7 protein-coding genes are annotated in these 17,222 nt (G+C 36.0%); 1 reads left to right on the top strand and 6 read right to left on the bottom strand.

From position 1 onward, the window contains the following. The first annotated feature begins 40 nt into the window (after window positions 1-40). Complete coding sequence (locus JOD96_RS19605; RefSeq protein ID WP_209565905.1) at window positions 41-2,083, top strand: transketolase family protein; 2,043 nt, start codon at window positions 41-43, stop codon at window positions 2,081-2,083. 57 nt (window positions 2,084-2,140) lie between these two features. Here JOD96_RS19605 and JOD96_RS19600 read toward each other — a convergent pair whose 3' ends face one another. From JOD96_RS19600 to JOD96_RS19575, 6 genes are all read right to left on the bottom strand, one after another. After that, the gene (locus tag JOD96_RS19600; protein ID WP_209565904.1) at window positions 2,141-3,121 is read right to left on the bottom strand and encodes a M20/M25/M40 family metallo-hydrolase; all 981 of its coding nucleotides are present in this window, start codon (window positions 3,119-3,121) and stop codon (window positions 2,141-2,143) included. A 243-nt stretch (window positions 3,122-3,364) separates the two neighbouring features. Further along, the gene (locus tag JOD96_RS19595; protein WP_209565903.1) at window positions 3,365-4,789 is read right to left on the bottom strand and encodes a SusD/RagB family nutrient-binding outer membrane lipoprotein; all 1,425 of its coding nucleotides are present in this window, start codon (window positions 4,787-4,789) and stop codon (window positions 3,365-3,367) included. Window positions 4,790-4,801: 12 nt separating this feature from the next. Continuing rightward, the gene (locus JOD96_RS19590; RefSeq protein ID WP_209565902.1) at window positions 4,802-7,981 is read right to left on the bottom strand and encodes a SusC/RagA family TonB-linked outer membrane protein; all 3,180 of its coding nucleotides are present in this window, start codon (window positions 7,979-7,981) and stop codon (window positions 4,802-4,804) included. A 630-nt stretch (window positions 7,982-8,611) separates the two neighbouring features. After that, window positions 8,612-13,306 (bottom strand): hypothetical protein, encoded by a 4,695-nt coding sequence (locus JOD96_RS19585; RefSeq protein WP_245188455.1) that lies wholly within the window; start codon window positions 13,304-13,306, stop codon window positions 8,612-8,614. A gap of 102 nt (window positions 13,307-13,408) precedes the next feature. After that, window positions 13,409-15,865, bottom strand: a complete 2,457-nt coding sequence (locus tag JOD96_RS19580; RefSeq protein ID WP_209565901.1) for a hypothetical protein — start codon at window positions 15,863-15,865, stop codon at window positions 13,409-13,411. 6 nt (window positions 15,866-15,871) lie between these two features. Next, the gene (locus tag JOD96_RS19575; RefSeq protein WP_209565900.1) at window positions 15,872-17,215 is read right to left on the bottom strand and encodes a PKD domain-containing protein; all 1,344 of its coding nucleotides are present in this window, start codon (window positions 17,213-17,215) and stop codon (window positions 15,872-15,874) included. Between the last annotated feature and the right edge of the window lie 7 nt (window positions 17,216-17,222).

The raw sequence follows: 17,222 nt of genomic DNA, 5'->3' as shown, positions 1-17,222 counted from the left end.
CTCCATTATAATTATTACGACTATCAAAAAACCAAATAAAATGAACAACACAATAGACCAGTTATCAGCAGATAACATTAGAGCTTTGGCCATTTCTATGGTCGAAAAAGCCAATTCAGGACATCCCGGAGGTTCCATGGGCGGAGCCGATTTTATGCATATTTTATATTCTGAATATTTAAAATATGATCCGTCTGATATGCAGTGGATTTTCAGGGACCGTTTTTTTATGGATGCAGGACATCTATCTGCGCTGATGTATGCGCAATATTATTTGCTTGGGAATTATGAAAAAACAGATTTAGAAAATTTCAGACAATGGGGATCTGTTACGCCGGGCCATCCTGAAATCGACGTAAAACGTGGTATCGAAAATACATCAGGGCCCCTGGGTCAGGGTCATGCCATGGGAGTTGGTGCGGCGATCGCAGCAAAATTTTTATCGGCCAGATTTGACAATTTATTCGATCATAAAATATACGGTTTTATAACCGATGGCGGTGTTCAGGAAGAAATATCCCAAGGTGCCGGACGAATTGCGGGACATTTGGGACTGAACAATTTTATCCTGTTTTATGATTCTAATGATGTGCAGCTTTCGTCTATGACAGACGAGGTTACCAGCGAAAATACGGCTATGAAATACGAATCATGGGGATGGAAAGTCATTACTATTGATGGTAATAATCATACTCATATTCGTTCTGCTTTAAACGCTGCTCATGCCGAATTACATCGTCCGACTTTAATTATCGGAAGAACCATTATGGGAAAAGGCTGTGTTACGGCTGACGGAAGTATGTACGAAGGACAGTGCGAACTTCACGGAAAACCAATTGGGGCAACAAAAGCAGATTTTATAAAAACATTGCAGAATCTGGGAGCAAATCCTGATGATTCGTTTGCGGTTTATAAGGATGTCGAGGCTCATTATAAAACTATTTTAGACAAAAAAATAAAAGATGCATCTGAAAGAAAAGCGAAAATTTCGGTTTGGGAGAACCAAAATCCGGAATTATCAAAAAAGATCAAACAGTTTTTTAGTGGTGATTTACCCATTTTAGATTTCAGTTCTATTGCCCAAAAAGCAAATGCAGCAACCCGTGATGCTTCTGCAGCTGTTTTAGGATATTTGGCCGAAAATGTAGAAAACATGATTGTTTCTTCTGCGGATTTATCCAACAGTGACAAAACCGATGGTTTCCTGAAAAAGTCATCTGTTTTACAGAAAAATAACTTTAACGGAGCGTTTCTGCAGGCTGGTGTTGCCGAACTTACTATGGCTGCTATTGCCAATGGAATAGCGCTTCACGGTGGTGTAATTCCGGTAGTGGCAACGTTTTTTGTGTTTTCAGATTATATGAAACCGGCTATTCGTCTGGCTGCTATTCAGGAACTTCCGGTAAAATATGTCTGGACGCACGATTCCTTTCGCGTAGGCGAAGACGGACCCACACATCAGCCAATTGAACAGGAAGCACAGATTCGATTGTTAGAAAAAATTAAAAATCATTCGGGCAATCAAAGCTTTTTGGCACTTCGCCCAGCTGATGCGATTGAAACTTCTGTCGCCTGGCAAATGGCGCTTGAAAATACCAAAACGCCAACGGGATTGATTCTTTCGAGACAAGAAATTAAAGATATTCCGTCAAGCGGAAATTCAAGATTCGAAGCGGCTTCTAATGCCAAAAAAGGCGGTTATCTGGTAAAATCAACTGAGAATCCGGACATCACGCTCATTGCCAACGGATCTGAAGTTAGCACACTTTTGGAAGCGGCAAATGAAATCGAAAACAACATCAAAATCAAGATAAATGTTGCTTCTATTATATCTGAAGGGCTTTTTAGATCGCAGCCTAAGGAATATCAGGAAAGTGTTATTCCGCAAGACGGACTGGTTTTTGGTCTCACGGCCGGACTTCCGGTTAATCTCGAAAATCTTGTAGGTAACAAAGGAAAAGTGTTTGGACTGGAACATTTTGGATATTCTGCCCCCGCTTCTGTTTTGGATGAGAAGTTTGGTTTTACCAGTAAAAATGTAAAAGAGCAAATTATTACCTATTTAGAAGAAAGTAAAAAGTAGAAAAAAAGGCCAGAGAAGAATATGTTTCTCTGGCCTTTTTAATTTTTCTGAAATTCACTAATCCTGTTTAATAAAATACAAATCCTGTTTATAGTCTGCAATCGCAAACAAAGCATTATAAATGTATTTTGCAACCAGAGCTCCTCCTTTAATATTGATTAAATCAATATCATCTTCGGGAGTATGATATTGCGGATGTCCCCCGGTATGGAACCCTATTACGGATATTGAAGATTTATAAAACGAAACATGATCTGATCCTCCAACTTCTCCGGCGTGAATAACAGGATTAAGTCCACTGTTTTCTCCTAATTTTTTCATTAAGCTAACTCCATCGGGAAAAGTTCCGGCACCGCCCATATAAATTTGCTTTTCTTCATTTAATCTTCCTACCATATCCATATTCAGCATAACTTTTACAGCACTTTTTTCTACAGGCAAATGGGCAACAAAATATTTAGAACCCAATAATCCTTCTTCTTCTCCGCTAAAGGAAATAAAAATGATACTCCTTTTGGGTTTGACAGCAGCTTTGGATAATTCTTCTGCTATACAAAGCAAAGCCGAAACTCCTGATGCATTATCGTCTGCTCCGTTATGAATGGCAATAGTATCTTTCTTTTTGCTTCCTGAATTTTTTCCGCCCCAGCCCCAATGATCGTAATGTGCACCTATTACTATAAATTCATTTTTAAGTTTTTCATCAGATCCTTCTATATAACCGACAACATTTTGAGTTTTAACGCTGTCTGATTTTACTTTATTCAATCCTTCTTTTACAAAAAGACTAAAAGATTGAAAATAATTATCATTGAACTTTTTTAAACCATATTTTTTAAAATATTTCGCTATATAGGCTGCCGCATCATTATTCCCTTTTGTTCCCGGAAACCGGCCTTGCATTTTATCCGAAGAAAGATATTTATCGTGTGTGTAGAATGTTTCTGCCTTGATTTTATTCTGAGCATTTATTATTATACTAAAAAATAAGATGCTAAAGAAGAAGATATTAAATTGTAATTTCTGAAAAAATTTCATGAGGAATTATGCGTTTTCTTTGGGTTAATTTACGAGTCCTAATTTACATTAAAACTTATATGCTTTATATTTTTTCGAATTTAATTATATTAAAAAATGATCATTTTTATCTGAGGTTAAATTTGCCTAGGCTTTGTAAAGATTGCTTCCCATAATAAAAAATGGTGCCTAACTGAAGACAGTTGACACCATTTAATTTATATTTCTAAATATGCTAAAGTCTGGATGATAATTTAAATCATCTTATTTTACATCAAACCATAGTTTAGTCGTTAACAAGTCTTTTCCCTGAACAGCTATTGCAGCCTGGTAACTAGATCCGTTTAAAGATTGCTCTGTTCCCGGATAAAAGAAACGTGAAGGTATTTGTCCGTCTAAAACCGTAGCCGGACCTGCTGTCAATACCGGATAATCCAGTCTTCTCCATTCGGTAAAAGCATCAAGACCCTGTCCGAAGAATGCAATCCATTTTTGAGTACCTATCGATTTGGCATAGTTTGCCGCATCGTACTTTACAGTTGCCTGATTAAGATAATTAGCAATTGTGGTTGCATTTGTAACTCCAAATTGATTTAGCGATGCCGTAATTGCGCTATTATAATATTGTTCTGCATTTCCGGGAATAAAACCACGGGCTACCGCCTCAGAAAGATTGAATAGTGTTTCAGAATAAGAAGCAATTACAGCCGGTGATGCCGAAGTAAGGAAATAAGTACCCGGTTTTGATGTTTTTGCAAAACCCTGACTATTGGCATCGCTGTTTGACAATCCATTGGCGCCTCCAACATATTTGCCTACGCTTGCATCTGATGGCAGCTGAGCGTAAACTGGCAAACGTGGATCAGATAACTCGTATAACTTATCAACCAAAGTTTTTGAAATACGGAAATCATCACGTGTTTCAAACCAGGCTGAAGCCGGATTTTGTTGCGGAGAACTGGTGTAGATAAACTGAAAGATTTCGCTGTTACTGCTTATTACTCCTGCTGCATCACTTGTTGCTTCAATCGCGGCTTGTTTGGCCAAAACAGGTTCTCTGTCTGCAATTCTCAGCGCTATACGCAAACGAAGTGAATTTACCAGTTTTTTCCATTTTAAAATATTGCCCTGATAAGCCAAATCACCCGTTACAGTACCATTTGTTGTACTTAACAAGGACTGGGCTTGTTTCAAATCTTCCAGCAACCCTGTATATACTTCCTTTTGTGTATTATATGCCGGTGTCACTTTTTGACCTGCTTCTCTATAAGGAATACTTCCATAAGCATCTGTCAATAATAAGAATGTCCACGAACGCAAGGTCAGGGCGATACCTTTATAATTTGAATTTGCCTGTGCTTCCGGGAAATTCAGAATTGTATTTAAATCTGTAATCAGGGTTGCATATCCGGTATTCCACAAAGTTGTGAAAGAAGTATTAGATACATCGTATCTGTCTGGTTCGGTGTATTGAATTTTAGCCCAATGCTGTACAAAGAGCAAAGATGAGTTGAAATTATTAACATCTCCCCAGTATAAGTCAGCCCCCTGCTTTAAAGTTCCTGTTAACAGGTAAGGCGCCAATGGTGTTTCGGTTGCATTTGGATTTTTGTTAATTTCATCCAGGGTATCACCACAAGAAGTCAGTAAAAATGCAAACAGCGTTATATATGATAGTTTTTTTAACATGATTCCGTTTTTTTAGAATTTAAGATTAACATTAAGACTGAAATTTCTTGTTGATGGCAAGGATAAGCTCTCCAGTCCTTGTGCATTTCCGGTATTAAATGCTGATTCAGGATCAATATTTGGCACGTCTTTGTAGATAAACAACAGGTTACGACTTGCGGCAGTAATACTTGCTCCTGTCAATCCCAGCTTCTTAACCAGACTTTTATTTAAGTTATAAGTAAGTTTTACTTCTCTAAGTTTTACATAGGTTGAACTATAAATATAAGCTTCGCTTATGTTGTAAGATGCTTTGTAATATTCCTGTGCACTAATCACCTTATTGTTTGGAGTTCCGTCAGCATATACTCCTTTAAAGATCATTCCATCATCATATACCGCTGCCCCATTTGGTGCAGTTGTACCTGTCAATAATGTTTTTGTATTTCCCACATAATAATAATTTAGCCCTCCATTTGCAGCATCACGGCCTTCAAGAGTTTGAGCTAGCACACCTGTGTAATTACCTGTTCTGTTTGTTCCTGAGAAAATTTCTCCTCCTACACTGGCGTCAATAAGAAATGATAATTCCAGATTTTTATAAGTCAGGGTATTTGTAAGACCGGCTAAATAGTCTGGTGTATAATGACCTAAAACTTTCTTTTGCGGATCAGCTTTCGGCAAACCATTTGCTCCTACTACTATATTTCCGTTTGCGTCACGTTGATAAGCTGTACCGTAAAGTGCTCCATAGGCTTGTCCTACAGAAGCTAATACATCTACACCTCCCGAAGAGCCAATTGTGTAGTTTTTAATTTGTTTGTCATAATCTAGAATCTCTACTTTACTAACATTTTTTGCATAGTTTCCGCTTATATTCCACTTGAAATTTTCAGTCTGAACAGGAGTTCCATCCAATTGAATTTCTATACCATGATTGTTTATTTTTCCTGCATTTATTAATTGTGAATTATAACCACTTGCAGCTGTTGTCTTGATTTCCAGAATCTGGTCTAAACTATTCGTGTCATAATAAGCTACATCAAGATGCAACCTGTTTTTCCAGAAAGAGGCTTCTATACCAAATTCGGTAGATCTTGTCGTTTCGGGCTTCAAATTCTCGTTAAGTTTTTTCTGTGAAGAGGTTTGAATTGGATTTCCGTTGAATGCTGTCTGGAAATTGTAAACGGTAGACAATTGATACGGATCTGCATCGTTTCCTACTTCTGACCATCCTCCACGCAGTTTTAAGAAGTCCAGCGTGTTACTTTTCAGGTTTAGTGCATCTGATATTACTAAACTACCATTAATGGAAGGATAGAAATAAGAACGGTTGTTACTTGGCAGTGTCGATGACCAGTCATTACGCGCTGTAAGGTTTAAAAATGCATAATTTTTATAACCTACCTGCGCTGAGGCATATGCACTGTATACTCTCAATCTTGAGAATGTGTTTGATGAAGTTAATGGATCTCGTGAATTCGTTAACGTGTATAAATCAGGCACGGCCAGACGTGGTGCTTTTTGATAATTGTTTGCATCGCTGTGGTTACGAACGTTAAAGCCCGCAAGAGCATCTACACTAAAATCATCACTTAGTTTTTTTACATAAGTAAAAATACCTTCTGTATTTCTTTCGTTTACAGTATAAGCATCTTCAGCATAGGATCCGAAAGGAGTTCCGTTTGTACCATACTTAATTGTGTATTTTCTGCGATCGTTATAATAGTCGACTCCTGTACGAAATTTAAAATTAAGTCCATCAGCAAGTTTTGCATCCAAATGAATATCTCCAATTAAGCGGTTACGCTGTTGGCTGGTAGTATTATAATAAGCATTCCAATACGGATTGCTGTAATAGCTGTTATTCCAGTTAACGTCTCTGTTATTTCTAAGTTCATTGATATCTACCTGACGTCCGAACCAAAGAAACTGGAGCATTACACCGGCAGCACGATTTCCCGATGGGCCACCTGGCAAAGCCGGAGCATCTGTAACAATATAATTAGCGTTTACACCTACTTTTATACTTTCAGATATCTGATAATTGGTATTAACTGTAAAGTTTGTTTTGTTTACTTCACTATTTGGTACTGTCCCTAATTGTTTTTGATTGTTTACTCCCAGACGAAAATCTGATTTTTCATCTGATCTGGCTACAGAGATACTGTTATCATAAGTAATTCCTGTATTAAAGAAGTCCTTCACATTATCAGGATGAGCCACAAAAGGTACTGCTTCACCATTTGAATAAAATTGAGGGATAAGGCGTCCATCCATTTTAGGTCCCCAGCTTTCGTCTACACCGTCATTGATACCGCCTCCTTTACCATCTACATAGCTAAACTTTCCATTTGATCCCTGACCAAATGTATTTTGAAATTTAGGTAACGTGATAACCTCAGAAAGTGTTATACCTGAGCTCACGCTTATTCCTAATCCCTTCTGCCCTTTTCCTGATTTTGTAGTAATAAGAACAACTCCATGCGCAGCACGAGATCCGTAAAGAGCGGCAGCATTCGGGCCTTTCAATACCGTTAATGATTCAATATCTTGTGGACTTATATCAGCAATCGCGTTTTTGAAATCACGTGTCGCTCCGCCAACGCTGCCCAGCTGCGAGTTGTCTACCGGAACTCCATCTACTACAAATAGCGGTTGGTTGTTTCCGGCGATGGAAGTTTCACCACGAATAACGATACGTGACGATCCCATATCTCCTTGTGAATTGGTAATACGTACTCCTGCCAGTTTACCGGTAAGACTATTTACAATATTAGTTTCTTTTGTGTTTTCCAGGTCTTTACTTTTCAATGCCTGAGTAGTATATCCTAAAGATTTCTTTTCTTTTGAGATGCCTAATGCGGTAACAACAACTTCTGACAACTGATTTTGTTCCTGGGTAAGGCTGATAGTAACTAAATTTGCATTAACGACAACTTCTGATTTTTTATACCCCAGATAACTTACTACTAAAGTGTAAGGAAATTTTTGTCCTGTCTGGAAATAAAATCGACCATCTAAATCTGTCTGAACACCGTGTGTAGTACCTTTAATATTTACTGAAGCGCCAATAACAGGCTCTTTTGTAACAGCATCGATTACTGTTCCCTCAAGTTTTGACTGAATTAAAGGTTTGGTTTCCTGAGCCTTAACTCCTATGGAAATCAATAAAATACATAACCATATATATCTATTTAATTTTTTTTTCATTACTTTGTTTTAGTTTAATAAATAAGGTGACCCGAAAATGGATTTCCATTCTCGCTTCCTTATCGAGATGCACAATTTCTTTTTTAAGCTATACCATTTCTGTTCGAGCAGGAATGGTTTTTTTATTTACATACACATTCGTCTTTTCATTTCTATTTATTTTGGATTATTATAATATGATTCGTCTTTATGAAATTTTGCCTTGAAAAAAGGTTTCTTTATTTATTAAAATTTGTTCTAATTTGAAATTGGAAGAATTTAATTTTGCTTTTAATTAGTTTAAATTCTACTAATTTGATAGAACAAAAGTATATTAAAAATATTAATCGAAAAAGTTTAATCGCCTTTTTTGCAAAAAAAATGTTAAGTAAATTAATTCAACAATTTTAAGGCTCTAAAAACAAAACAGTTAGCAACTAACGACCTTATTTGATTGCGTAAGATTTTTTTTAAACCACAAGAGAAATTTTAGCGGTGCAAACTGCTTTTGAAGGAAATTTTTTTACAGAAAGAGCAGCTTTTCATTAAATGAATGATAAGAATAGTCATTTTATAGAAAAAAATTGGCCCCGATTAATTGAATAGCTATTCAATTAATCGGGGCCAAATCATCATTATTATTTTTAAGAACTATCTAAAATTATTATTGTTTTTAAACTTATAGGTAAACTCGCGTGCCTGTTTATCTCCTGGTAAGTTATACTTCATTACTATTTCATAGTTTCCGTATCGCATAAAAAGGAAGTTACTATTTACAAAACGGTTCGCAATTGCTCCAACACTTACATCACCGTTAACATAAGCGTTAATAACCTGATTGTTTAAATCAACCCAATCCTGTTTGTATAGCAATGGCATATTATATTTAAACGGAAAATTTTCTTTTGTCCATGCCTGGTTTACATTATTCTCTATACTGGTCATGTAATAGGCATTTAGTGGTATAGCTTTGGCCGGAATCACTCCTAATTCGTTTGTGTCTCTGTTGCTTATAGAATAAATGCCGTTTAAAGGATACTCTTTATAAAGATAAGGAAAAATATCTGTTGCATAATATTCATCGTTTAGCTTAGATTCTGCCGTAATCAGTGCTTTATTATCACTATATGTTGCTCCGTTTAGCTCTGTCATATCAAATGCTTCCTGGCTTGAAATGGTGTTGGTTAAGTAAATAACATCTGAATACAAAACTCCAAAATTGTGGCTTTGAGTATTGATTGCATTCATTTTAGAGGTGAATGTTTTGTATTTACTTGTATCAAATGCGTACGATAAACGCTCAATACTGCCTTCTGCTTTAGACATTTCATCAGCCTGATTTTCTCTAATCTGAATATCATTGCCTTCAGTACTGATGGTATTTGTTTTTGTTCCAGCACTAGTATTTGTTGCAGAATTTTGCTTCAGATTACTTACTATCATAAAATTGTATTTCTTTTCCTGATCAATATTTGGCAAATCATATGATACTTCATTTGAACCTGTACTGTAATTAAAGGCTGTTGCTTTTACATTAGAGGTTCCTTCTTCGGTTACTTTGATATTTGTTTCCCAATTTGCATCTTCAAACAGATAATCCTGACCTCGTTTAAGCTGAATATAACCTTTTGGATATTCTTCTTCAAAGAAATATTTCTGATCTACAACGGGGTATGCATATTTAATATTGGTTAATGGTATATGATCCGGAGCACCTCCTGTTGTAAATAATCTTTCTTCGTATTCTGTAGCTATTTTTCCGTCTACTTTTATAGGTTCAAAAGTTCCATTTACCATTTTTTGAAAACTAACCTCAACCTGTACTTTCAGTTCTTTGTTTGGAGGTAAAATATCTGTTGAAACAAAGTTTACCTTATCCTTCATAAAACTCCATTCAAAAACTCCCGGTATTTCTTTTGTTCCGTCAAGAACCTTAAACTTTTCAAGTATTACTTTGTAAGTCACATCTCCTGAATCTTCTGGTATTACAAATGCTTCATTTACTTTCATTGAGAAAGCTGCTTGCGGTACGGCAAAAACATCTACATCTGTTGCACTTTGTTTCGGGGTTACGTCGGTTATTAGTTTAAGACCTCCTAACGGTGAAGCATTTTCAAATTGACATTCTTCTCCCAGTTCAAATTTAAAACGGAATTTTCCTTTTATCAATCCTCCCAAAATATTCATATTTCCAGCCACATAACCTCGCATCCAGACCGGATTAGGCAATTTTGCCTGTAATAAAACGGCAGCACCTCCTGAAATAATCGGTACTTTAAATTTTAAAAATGATAATTTAACTCTAATACCTAACTCTCCTTGCAGGTATGCGTATGATTGCCCGTTCGCATACCAGCCATTTATTCCTACCTGATCTCCCGTATTAGAACATCTGGCTTCCTGATAATCTTTTAGCATGATATCAAATCCCATTCCTGCCTGAAAACGGGCGTAGAAAAGCAAGAAACTTAAATCTCCAGTATCAAAATCTAAACTGGCTCCAAAAGCTAAACCTCCACCGTTTGCCAATGCATTTTCATCACGCATATAATCCAGTTCTTTGGCATCAACACCCAAAATTTGCGATACTATTGCTGGCGGCGGCGGACTTCCGGGAAGTAGTGTTCCTGCCATAAAGTAACTTGTAGTTTTTAGGTACATTCCCGCTACTCCTATTTTTATTCCGCATCTGTCATCTGGTGTTCCCATATACATGTACCAGTCTTTTGGATCTTTATGAAAAACTCCCCAGACTGCTCTTCCTCCAGGTCCTGTTCCTGAAAGGAAATTTCCTGGTGTATTTATATATACATCTGTTGTAGCATGCAGCGATTTGTTTTGAAAATCAAATTCTATTGCTGCTGCCATTCTTATTCCTACTGCCGCAGATAAGTCTCCCGGAATTGCTTCTTTTGCTTCCGGAATATATTTGCTGGCAAAAGAGCCTTTTAGATCACTTTCTGTTACTCCCATAAAGCTTTTCTTTGCAGTAACATCAGAAGCCACTTTTCCCATCAGGTCTGTAACGCTTTTAAGCCCTGGTATCTTAGCCATAACATTTGCTTTACCAAAAATGGCTAATCTGTTTACTCCTCCTTTAGAATTAAATGCAATTTCGAATCCGGCTTCACCGTCACAAACGGTTTCAGAACCAACATGAAAATAAATTAAGGCTTTGACCCCTAAATTTACTTTTTCATCGGGAGTATAACTTAATCCGGACGGAGAGAAATCTCCAATAGCGATGTCTGGGTTTCTGTGCATTTTATAATATGCTCCTCCACCAAAACCATTAATCATAAATGGTGCTGGGGTTGGGGGCCATTTTACTGCGGCATCAAAATACCAATATCTAAAAGTGGTTTTTCCAAAAATAGCTTTTGCTTTTACATTGACTACACCGGCAACATCGACTTCAAGATCAGCATTAAACCCATTTCCATATACAGGGTCTTTTTCCATTAAGATCAAACCTCCTTTGATCGTTAATCCGCTAAATTTGCAATCAATATTAATGGCTGATAAATCCAGACCGTCGTACCTGCTTCGCTGCCTGTAACCATCATCATACATTTTGCCTTTTATCCCGATTCGGGCAGTGGCTCCGGCTCCTACACTTTCCATCAGATTGATTCCTAAATCAAAATCAATTCGGGAGTTATCTCCGTTAATGGCTACGTTTATGTTACCAATTGAAACAGGAAAATTACCAAAGGCGACAGTTCCTTTATATCCCATATTGCGAACAGAAATAATAGGGGAAACGGTTTGTAACTGAAGATTCTCAAAGGTTATCCCCTTAAAGTCAACTGTCTTTTTTCCTTCTACTTCCTTATCATCAGATGCTCCTTTATTGGTTCCGAAAGAAACTGACCCGTTTAAATTGGCTTTGGGTAAAAATTTTCCATTTACTAATTTTAATTCAACAGAACTATTAGGCAACAGCAAAGCTTTTGCTTTCCAAATATCAAAAGCAATAGAGTCTTTTGTAACTACAACCAATTGCTGTTCCTGCATGGATATAAATCCATTATAGGTTAAACCTGCTCTATTGGTCTGAGCCGGTTTAGGAGGCGTCGTTGCAGTAGCTGTAGTGGCGGCTGCAGCTGGTGTTGTTGTACCTGCTGCCGCTGTTGTGGTTTCTTTTTTCTCTTGTGCTGCTTTAGTTATTGGCAAAAGAATCTGACCGCTTAAATTTGCTTTTACAAAAGTATTTGCGGCTATTGTGACGTCGATATGGTCTAATGAGTATGCCCACGATTTTTCCTGACTGGTTATACCACGGTCTAAAGGAAAAACATTGTCTGCATAAAAAGTTCCAGAAACGCCATATTTATCAACAATAAGGTTTTGCGCTCCTACGTGAATTCTTTCTTTACCGGAAGCTGTATCGGTTGTCTGAAATTCTTTTGGAAGTCCTACATCAAATGTCTGAATAAATACTCCTTTCCATGCTTCCTGGCTTGGTACTAAAAGTGCATTTTTTGTATAATACTCCGGAAAAACAACTGTTGGATCATTTTTTAAATCACTTAGATCCAATACCGCATTACTGACTAAAAACTGAAAGTTACCATCAAAATCTTTTCCGTTGCGTTTGTCTTTTAGAGTAAAGGGCTGCAGGCTTACATTTACCAGAATATCATTCCAGCTGCTTGCCATAAAACTAAAATCACCTCTGACTCTGTTTGGTATCTGAACGGTTTTTCCGTTATAATATGTTTTAGGAACTGTTGTTTTTGCTTCGTCTACTGTTTTGGTTACCGGATCAATTGGCAATATCAGGTTTCTTGAAAACTCGACTGCGCCAGTAATTTTCATTTCCTTAAAACCATCACAGTCAATTGTAACATAAGTCAAATCATTGACTTTTCCTGTTGCCATATCAAAACCACCGTATAAGGAGACCTGCCATTTATTTTCACTAAACGGTATGTCTACATTACCCAGCAAAACTAGTTTGGCTTCGCCCATAATACCTCCCTGATGCGATAATTTTACATTATCGGCACCAAAAAATAATTGCATTGGCTGTCCGTTTTTGTCTTTTTGCGGGATATCTACTCTACAAAAAACAGTCAGCGTAGTATATTCTGGCGAAAAAACAGCTTTTGTAATCCCTATAGAATACTGAACGTTACTTACCGTTTTACGGATTCCGATTGGCAATTCAACCAAATCCTGATTGGAAAACTTATCAACCCAGCGGTCAGATGCTTCTATTTTTTCGATAGCACTAGATGCTGCACCTAATTCTTTTGGCGGTGCAATATCCTGACTGTAGGAAAAAATAACCGACAGCATGGTAAATAATACCGATAAATGCAATTTGTAAAAGTTTTTCATAAGCAAAAAATCATGTTTTTTTGTAAAATAAAGCATAGTAACTTTTTAAAACGATCTGTAGAATCCAGGTTCAAATACAAAGAGTTATACTTTTATTGATCGTTAATTATTTTTTAAATATTTGAATTCAACTTCGTCATCTTTAACGTTTTTAAGTGCTAAGTCGTGATAAAACGGAATTAATTTGATTTTTAATTCTTCAACTACTTCTGCATCAGTTTTTTTATCTTTCATCATTTTGAAAAATTGATTTAACTCCTGGCTATTAAAACGGGAAAGGTTTTCATTTTTAGGAATTTCGTCAACAGGTGTATTGGCAAGTATTGAAACTTCATTCAGCATCCATCGATGAACTAATAAAGGCTGCAGCTTTTTATTTTTTCGTTCCACCAATTTTAAATACGAATTATAACTTGTCTTGTTCGTTACATCTTGTTCGTTTACTCCGTGCATTTTATGTTTATTTACTCTTCCCAGAGCCATAACATAATCATTTTCAAACCCCTGATCTTTACGGCTCATTTCTTCTTCTAAGCTTTTAACAGTTTCGAGAATATAGCCGTTGTATTTATTTAGTATGTCGTTATTTAGATCATAAGCGTCTAAATAATTTTTAGCCTTTTCCTTAAAGGTAACCTCGTCCGGAGTTAGAGTCATAAGGGTTAGCAAATGCTGTAAATCATCCTGATCTTCTTTTGGAATCGGCTGTAACTTAAGCTGGAGTTCCTGAAACTGTTTTATAAGTTCGTTTCGGGTTCCTTCATAAGTCTTGTCTTTATGCTGTATTTTTATAACAGGATCTAAAACTATCTCTTTTTCTTTTTTTGGTTCTTTTTTGGCTGGTAATTTTATTTTATCAAGGGAATATGAATAATTTAATGTAGCATTTAAATCATTGAGTTTTTTAGCATTTGAACTGCTTCTGAACATTGAAATCACACTCATATTAAAATTATGCTTTTCCAGAAGCATATAACTATTGTTAAACTTAATTCCAAAAACAGAACTCGAATTTGTATTTGCCTGAGAATTATTATATAATACTCCAAAATTCGTATTTAACTTATCCTTAAATAATTTCTTTGATGCCCCAACTGATGCTCCAACCGAAGAGCTATTATTTTGACTAACCTGATTACTGGTGTAATTAAGTGAACTGTTTAAACCGATTTTTGTCTCGATAAAATTTATGGAATGCGCCACATTATAGTTTTGAACTGTACTTGCCTGTCCTCTGCGTATTACTCCTCCTTGTTCATTTGCCTGACCGGCAATGCTGTAGTTAAAATTTAAGTTTTGATTTCGTTTTTGTCCAAAAGAATAAGACATATTTACATTGGCATTTTGTGATAGTTGCCTGTAATCTAAAGTGTCTGACTGCACCACATTTGGATTGTTTATAAGTTCAAACTGGTCTAATTTTTTATTTGTATACGTTGAGAAATTTGAATAACTACCTGTAATATTAATTTGGTCTGTCACTCTGTAGTTCATGTTAATAGAACCAACAACTCTTTTTGTATCTTGTTTTTTTACTTTTTCGAGATCATCTCTCTGGAATCCTAAACTGGTAGATACCGTAATTCTGTCCTGATAAAAAGGGCGTGAAAAACGCAAGGCAATGTTTTCTAAATCATTATTAAAGTATAAGGCTCCCAATGTATTGTAATTTGGATCAATACGTTCGTAGGTAATTCCTACTATACTTTTTTGAATGTTATAGTCGAAATTTACATTTAATGCGTTTAAGAAACTTGTGCTTTCCTTACTTGAAAATAATTTATCCCTGAAACTTCCTCCCGAAATCCTGCCTGCTCGTGTGTCATCTGTCATAACAGATAAAGCATATTCTACATTCAGGTTTAAATTTTTTATTATGGATGTGCTAAAGATCAAACTATTTACAAAATTTTCTTTTGGTGTAACTCCTTTATCATTCACCATATTTAATGAATTTATATTGTCTTTGGCATAAAAACCTATCCAGCCGATTTTATATCTCTGTTGTTCAAAACCAATTTTTGCCCCGTAACCGAAACGTTCATAAACAGGAATCCCGCCTAAAGCTTCTTCTTCAGAAACGGCTTTAAGTAACTGCCCGCCCATTAAACTTATTTTAAAAGGGCTTCTCGGAGTAAGCTCTAACCCAACTCCTTTAAAAGGAAAACCACTTAAGGTATATGGTGAAAAAGTCATACTTACATTTCCGATATACGCTTTTACCCATTTATATTTTGGCATAATACTTAATCTGTTAAAATCAAACGGAGCTGTGTAACCCAGGTTATTTCCCTGATTGGTAATACTGTAAAATAACGGTACACTAAAATTAAAAGCGCTAATATTTAAATTTCCCGAAAGTAAATACGTAAAGGGTTCACGCTCATTTTGCATGTTAGAAGTATAATACATCATATTTGCATTCACGTTACCCGTAACTTTAAAATTCGGTTTATAAAAATTCTCTAAATCCACATCCTGAGCATATGCTGTTCTGCATATACAACAGACAAAAACTACGCATAACCAAAGCAAGATTTTCTTATTTTCTCTCTCCATTTATGGTTATTGTTTTTGAACTTTGATGTCACATAAAATATAAGAACTTGTTCCGTTCTTTACCATATCCTTAATTTTGATGGCTCCTTTTCGTCCGTCTTGTGTTTTAAATAAAATGATTCTCGGATAAGTAAAACCAAATTCCTGTGCACCTGCCGCTGTATAATTTATGTTTAAAGATTTTATAGGCGTGTCATTTACCATCGCATCAAACTGTGATTCGGTAAAATTCAAACCACAATTGCACAAGTTTTGAGAATTTACAAAAATGGTACTTTGCGCATTTTGTAATGCTAAAAAACCAAAATTATTAGCCTGGTCCGGTGATATAAATTTATTGTAGGTAAAATTGCTGTTTAGCCCCTGAAAAACGATATCTATTAAGCTGCTGTTCTGATCGTTAATTTCATTTGCTTTATAAACCTCACGTGTTACCGTAGAGAACATAGCACCAATATTATTATTGTTATGTGCTGAGTTTATCCCAAGTTTGATATTGGTTAAAATACGCAGATTGGTATCTGGCAAAACTGTAATTGTTGATTTAAAAATTTGACTTGTTTTATCATTAAAGGCTTCTAAAACAACTTCATGATTTCCGGCACCTGTGAAAACAACTGTCGGATTCTCCTCTGTTGACGTTGCCGGATTTCCATTCTCAAAAGTCCATTTATAACTTGTCGCACTCACGGACTTGTTGGTAAAATCTATTGTAACCGGATCTTCATAATCATCATCTTCAAACTTTGGCACATAGGAAAACAAACTAACCAAATTAGAAGCAACGGTTACGGTCTGAGTCTGCTTGTCTGATTCGAAACCATTTGAAACAGTTAAAGTGATTGTATGATCGCCCGGAGTTGTGAAAACAACATTTGGAGGTGTCTTTCCTGTAAAAGTAGCTGGCGCACCATCCTGAAATTCCCATTCAAAAGTTAATCCTTCTCCGATTGTTGTGTTTTTTAATATAACTTCAACGGGAGAATAATTGCTTTTTATTATTTCATGGGTAAACTCAATTTTGATTCCATCTTTTATTATAACGGTTTTAGTGAACTCATTACGTTCACCGTCTGCATTTGTAGCTACTAATGTTATGGTATAACTTCCTTGTTTATTGTATAGTATTTCACCCGGATTTTTTAGCGCTGATGTTGACGGATTCCCTCCTTCAAATGTCCATTCATATTTATCTGCTCCGGTAGTGTTATTATTTATTTTAACAATAACTGGTATTGATTCGTCTTCGTTAACAAACGAAGTCGTAAAATCACCCTCTATAGCTATAGAGGTTTCCTCATAACAAGAACTAATAACAATAAATAAGAGTAATAGTAAAGTTTTTTTCATTATTTTA

Origin of the sequence: Flavobacterium sp. 1355 (assembly GCF_017833415.1) — a bacterium.
Taxonomy (GTDB): Bacteria; Bacteroidota; Bacteroidia; order Flavobacteriales; family Flavobacteriaceae; genus Flavobacterium.
This window is presented reverse-complemented; position numbering and strand designations above follow the sequence as displayed.

Bases quoted from the DNA above. Each gene is read 5' to 3' on its own strand.
- JOD96_RS19595 (WP_209565903.1), bottom strand. From the start codon at position 4,789: ATGTTAAAAAAACTATCATATATAACGCTGTTTGCATTTTTACTGACT.
- JOD96_RS19600 (WP_209565904.1), bottom strand. From the start codon at position 3,121: ATGAAATTTTTTCAGAAATTACAATTTAATATCTTCTTCTTTAGCATC.
- JOD96_RS19585 (WP_245188455.1), bottom strand. From the start codon at position 13,306: ATGAAAAACTTTTACAAATTGCATTTATCGGTATTATTTACCATGCTG.
- JOD96_RS19590 (WP_209565902.1), bottom strand. From the start codon at position 7,981: ATGAAAAAAAAATTAAATAGATATATATGGTTATGTATTTTATTGATT.
- JOD96_RS19580 (WP_209565901.1), bottom strand. From the start codon at position 15,865: ATGGAGAGAGAAAATAAGAAAATCTTGCTTTGGTTATGCGTAGTTTTT.
- JOD96_RS19575 (WP_209565900.1), bottom strand. From the start codon at position 17,215: ATGAAAAAAACTTTACTATTACTCTTATTTATTGTTATTAGTTCTTGT.
- JOD96_RS19605 (WP_209565905.1), top strand. From the start codon at position 41: ATGAACAACACAATAGACCAGTTATCAGCAGATAACATTAGAGCTTTG.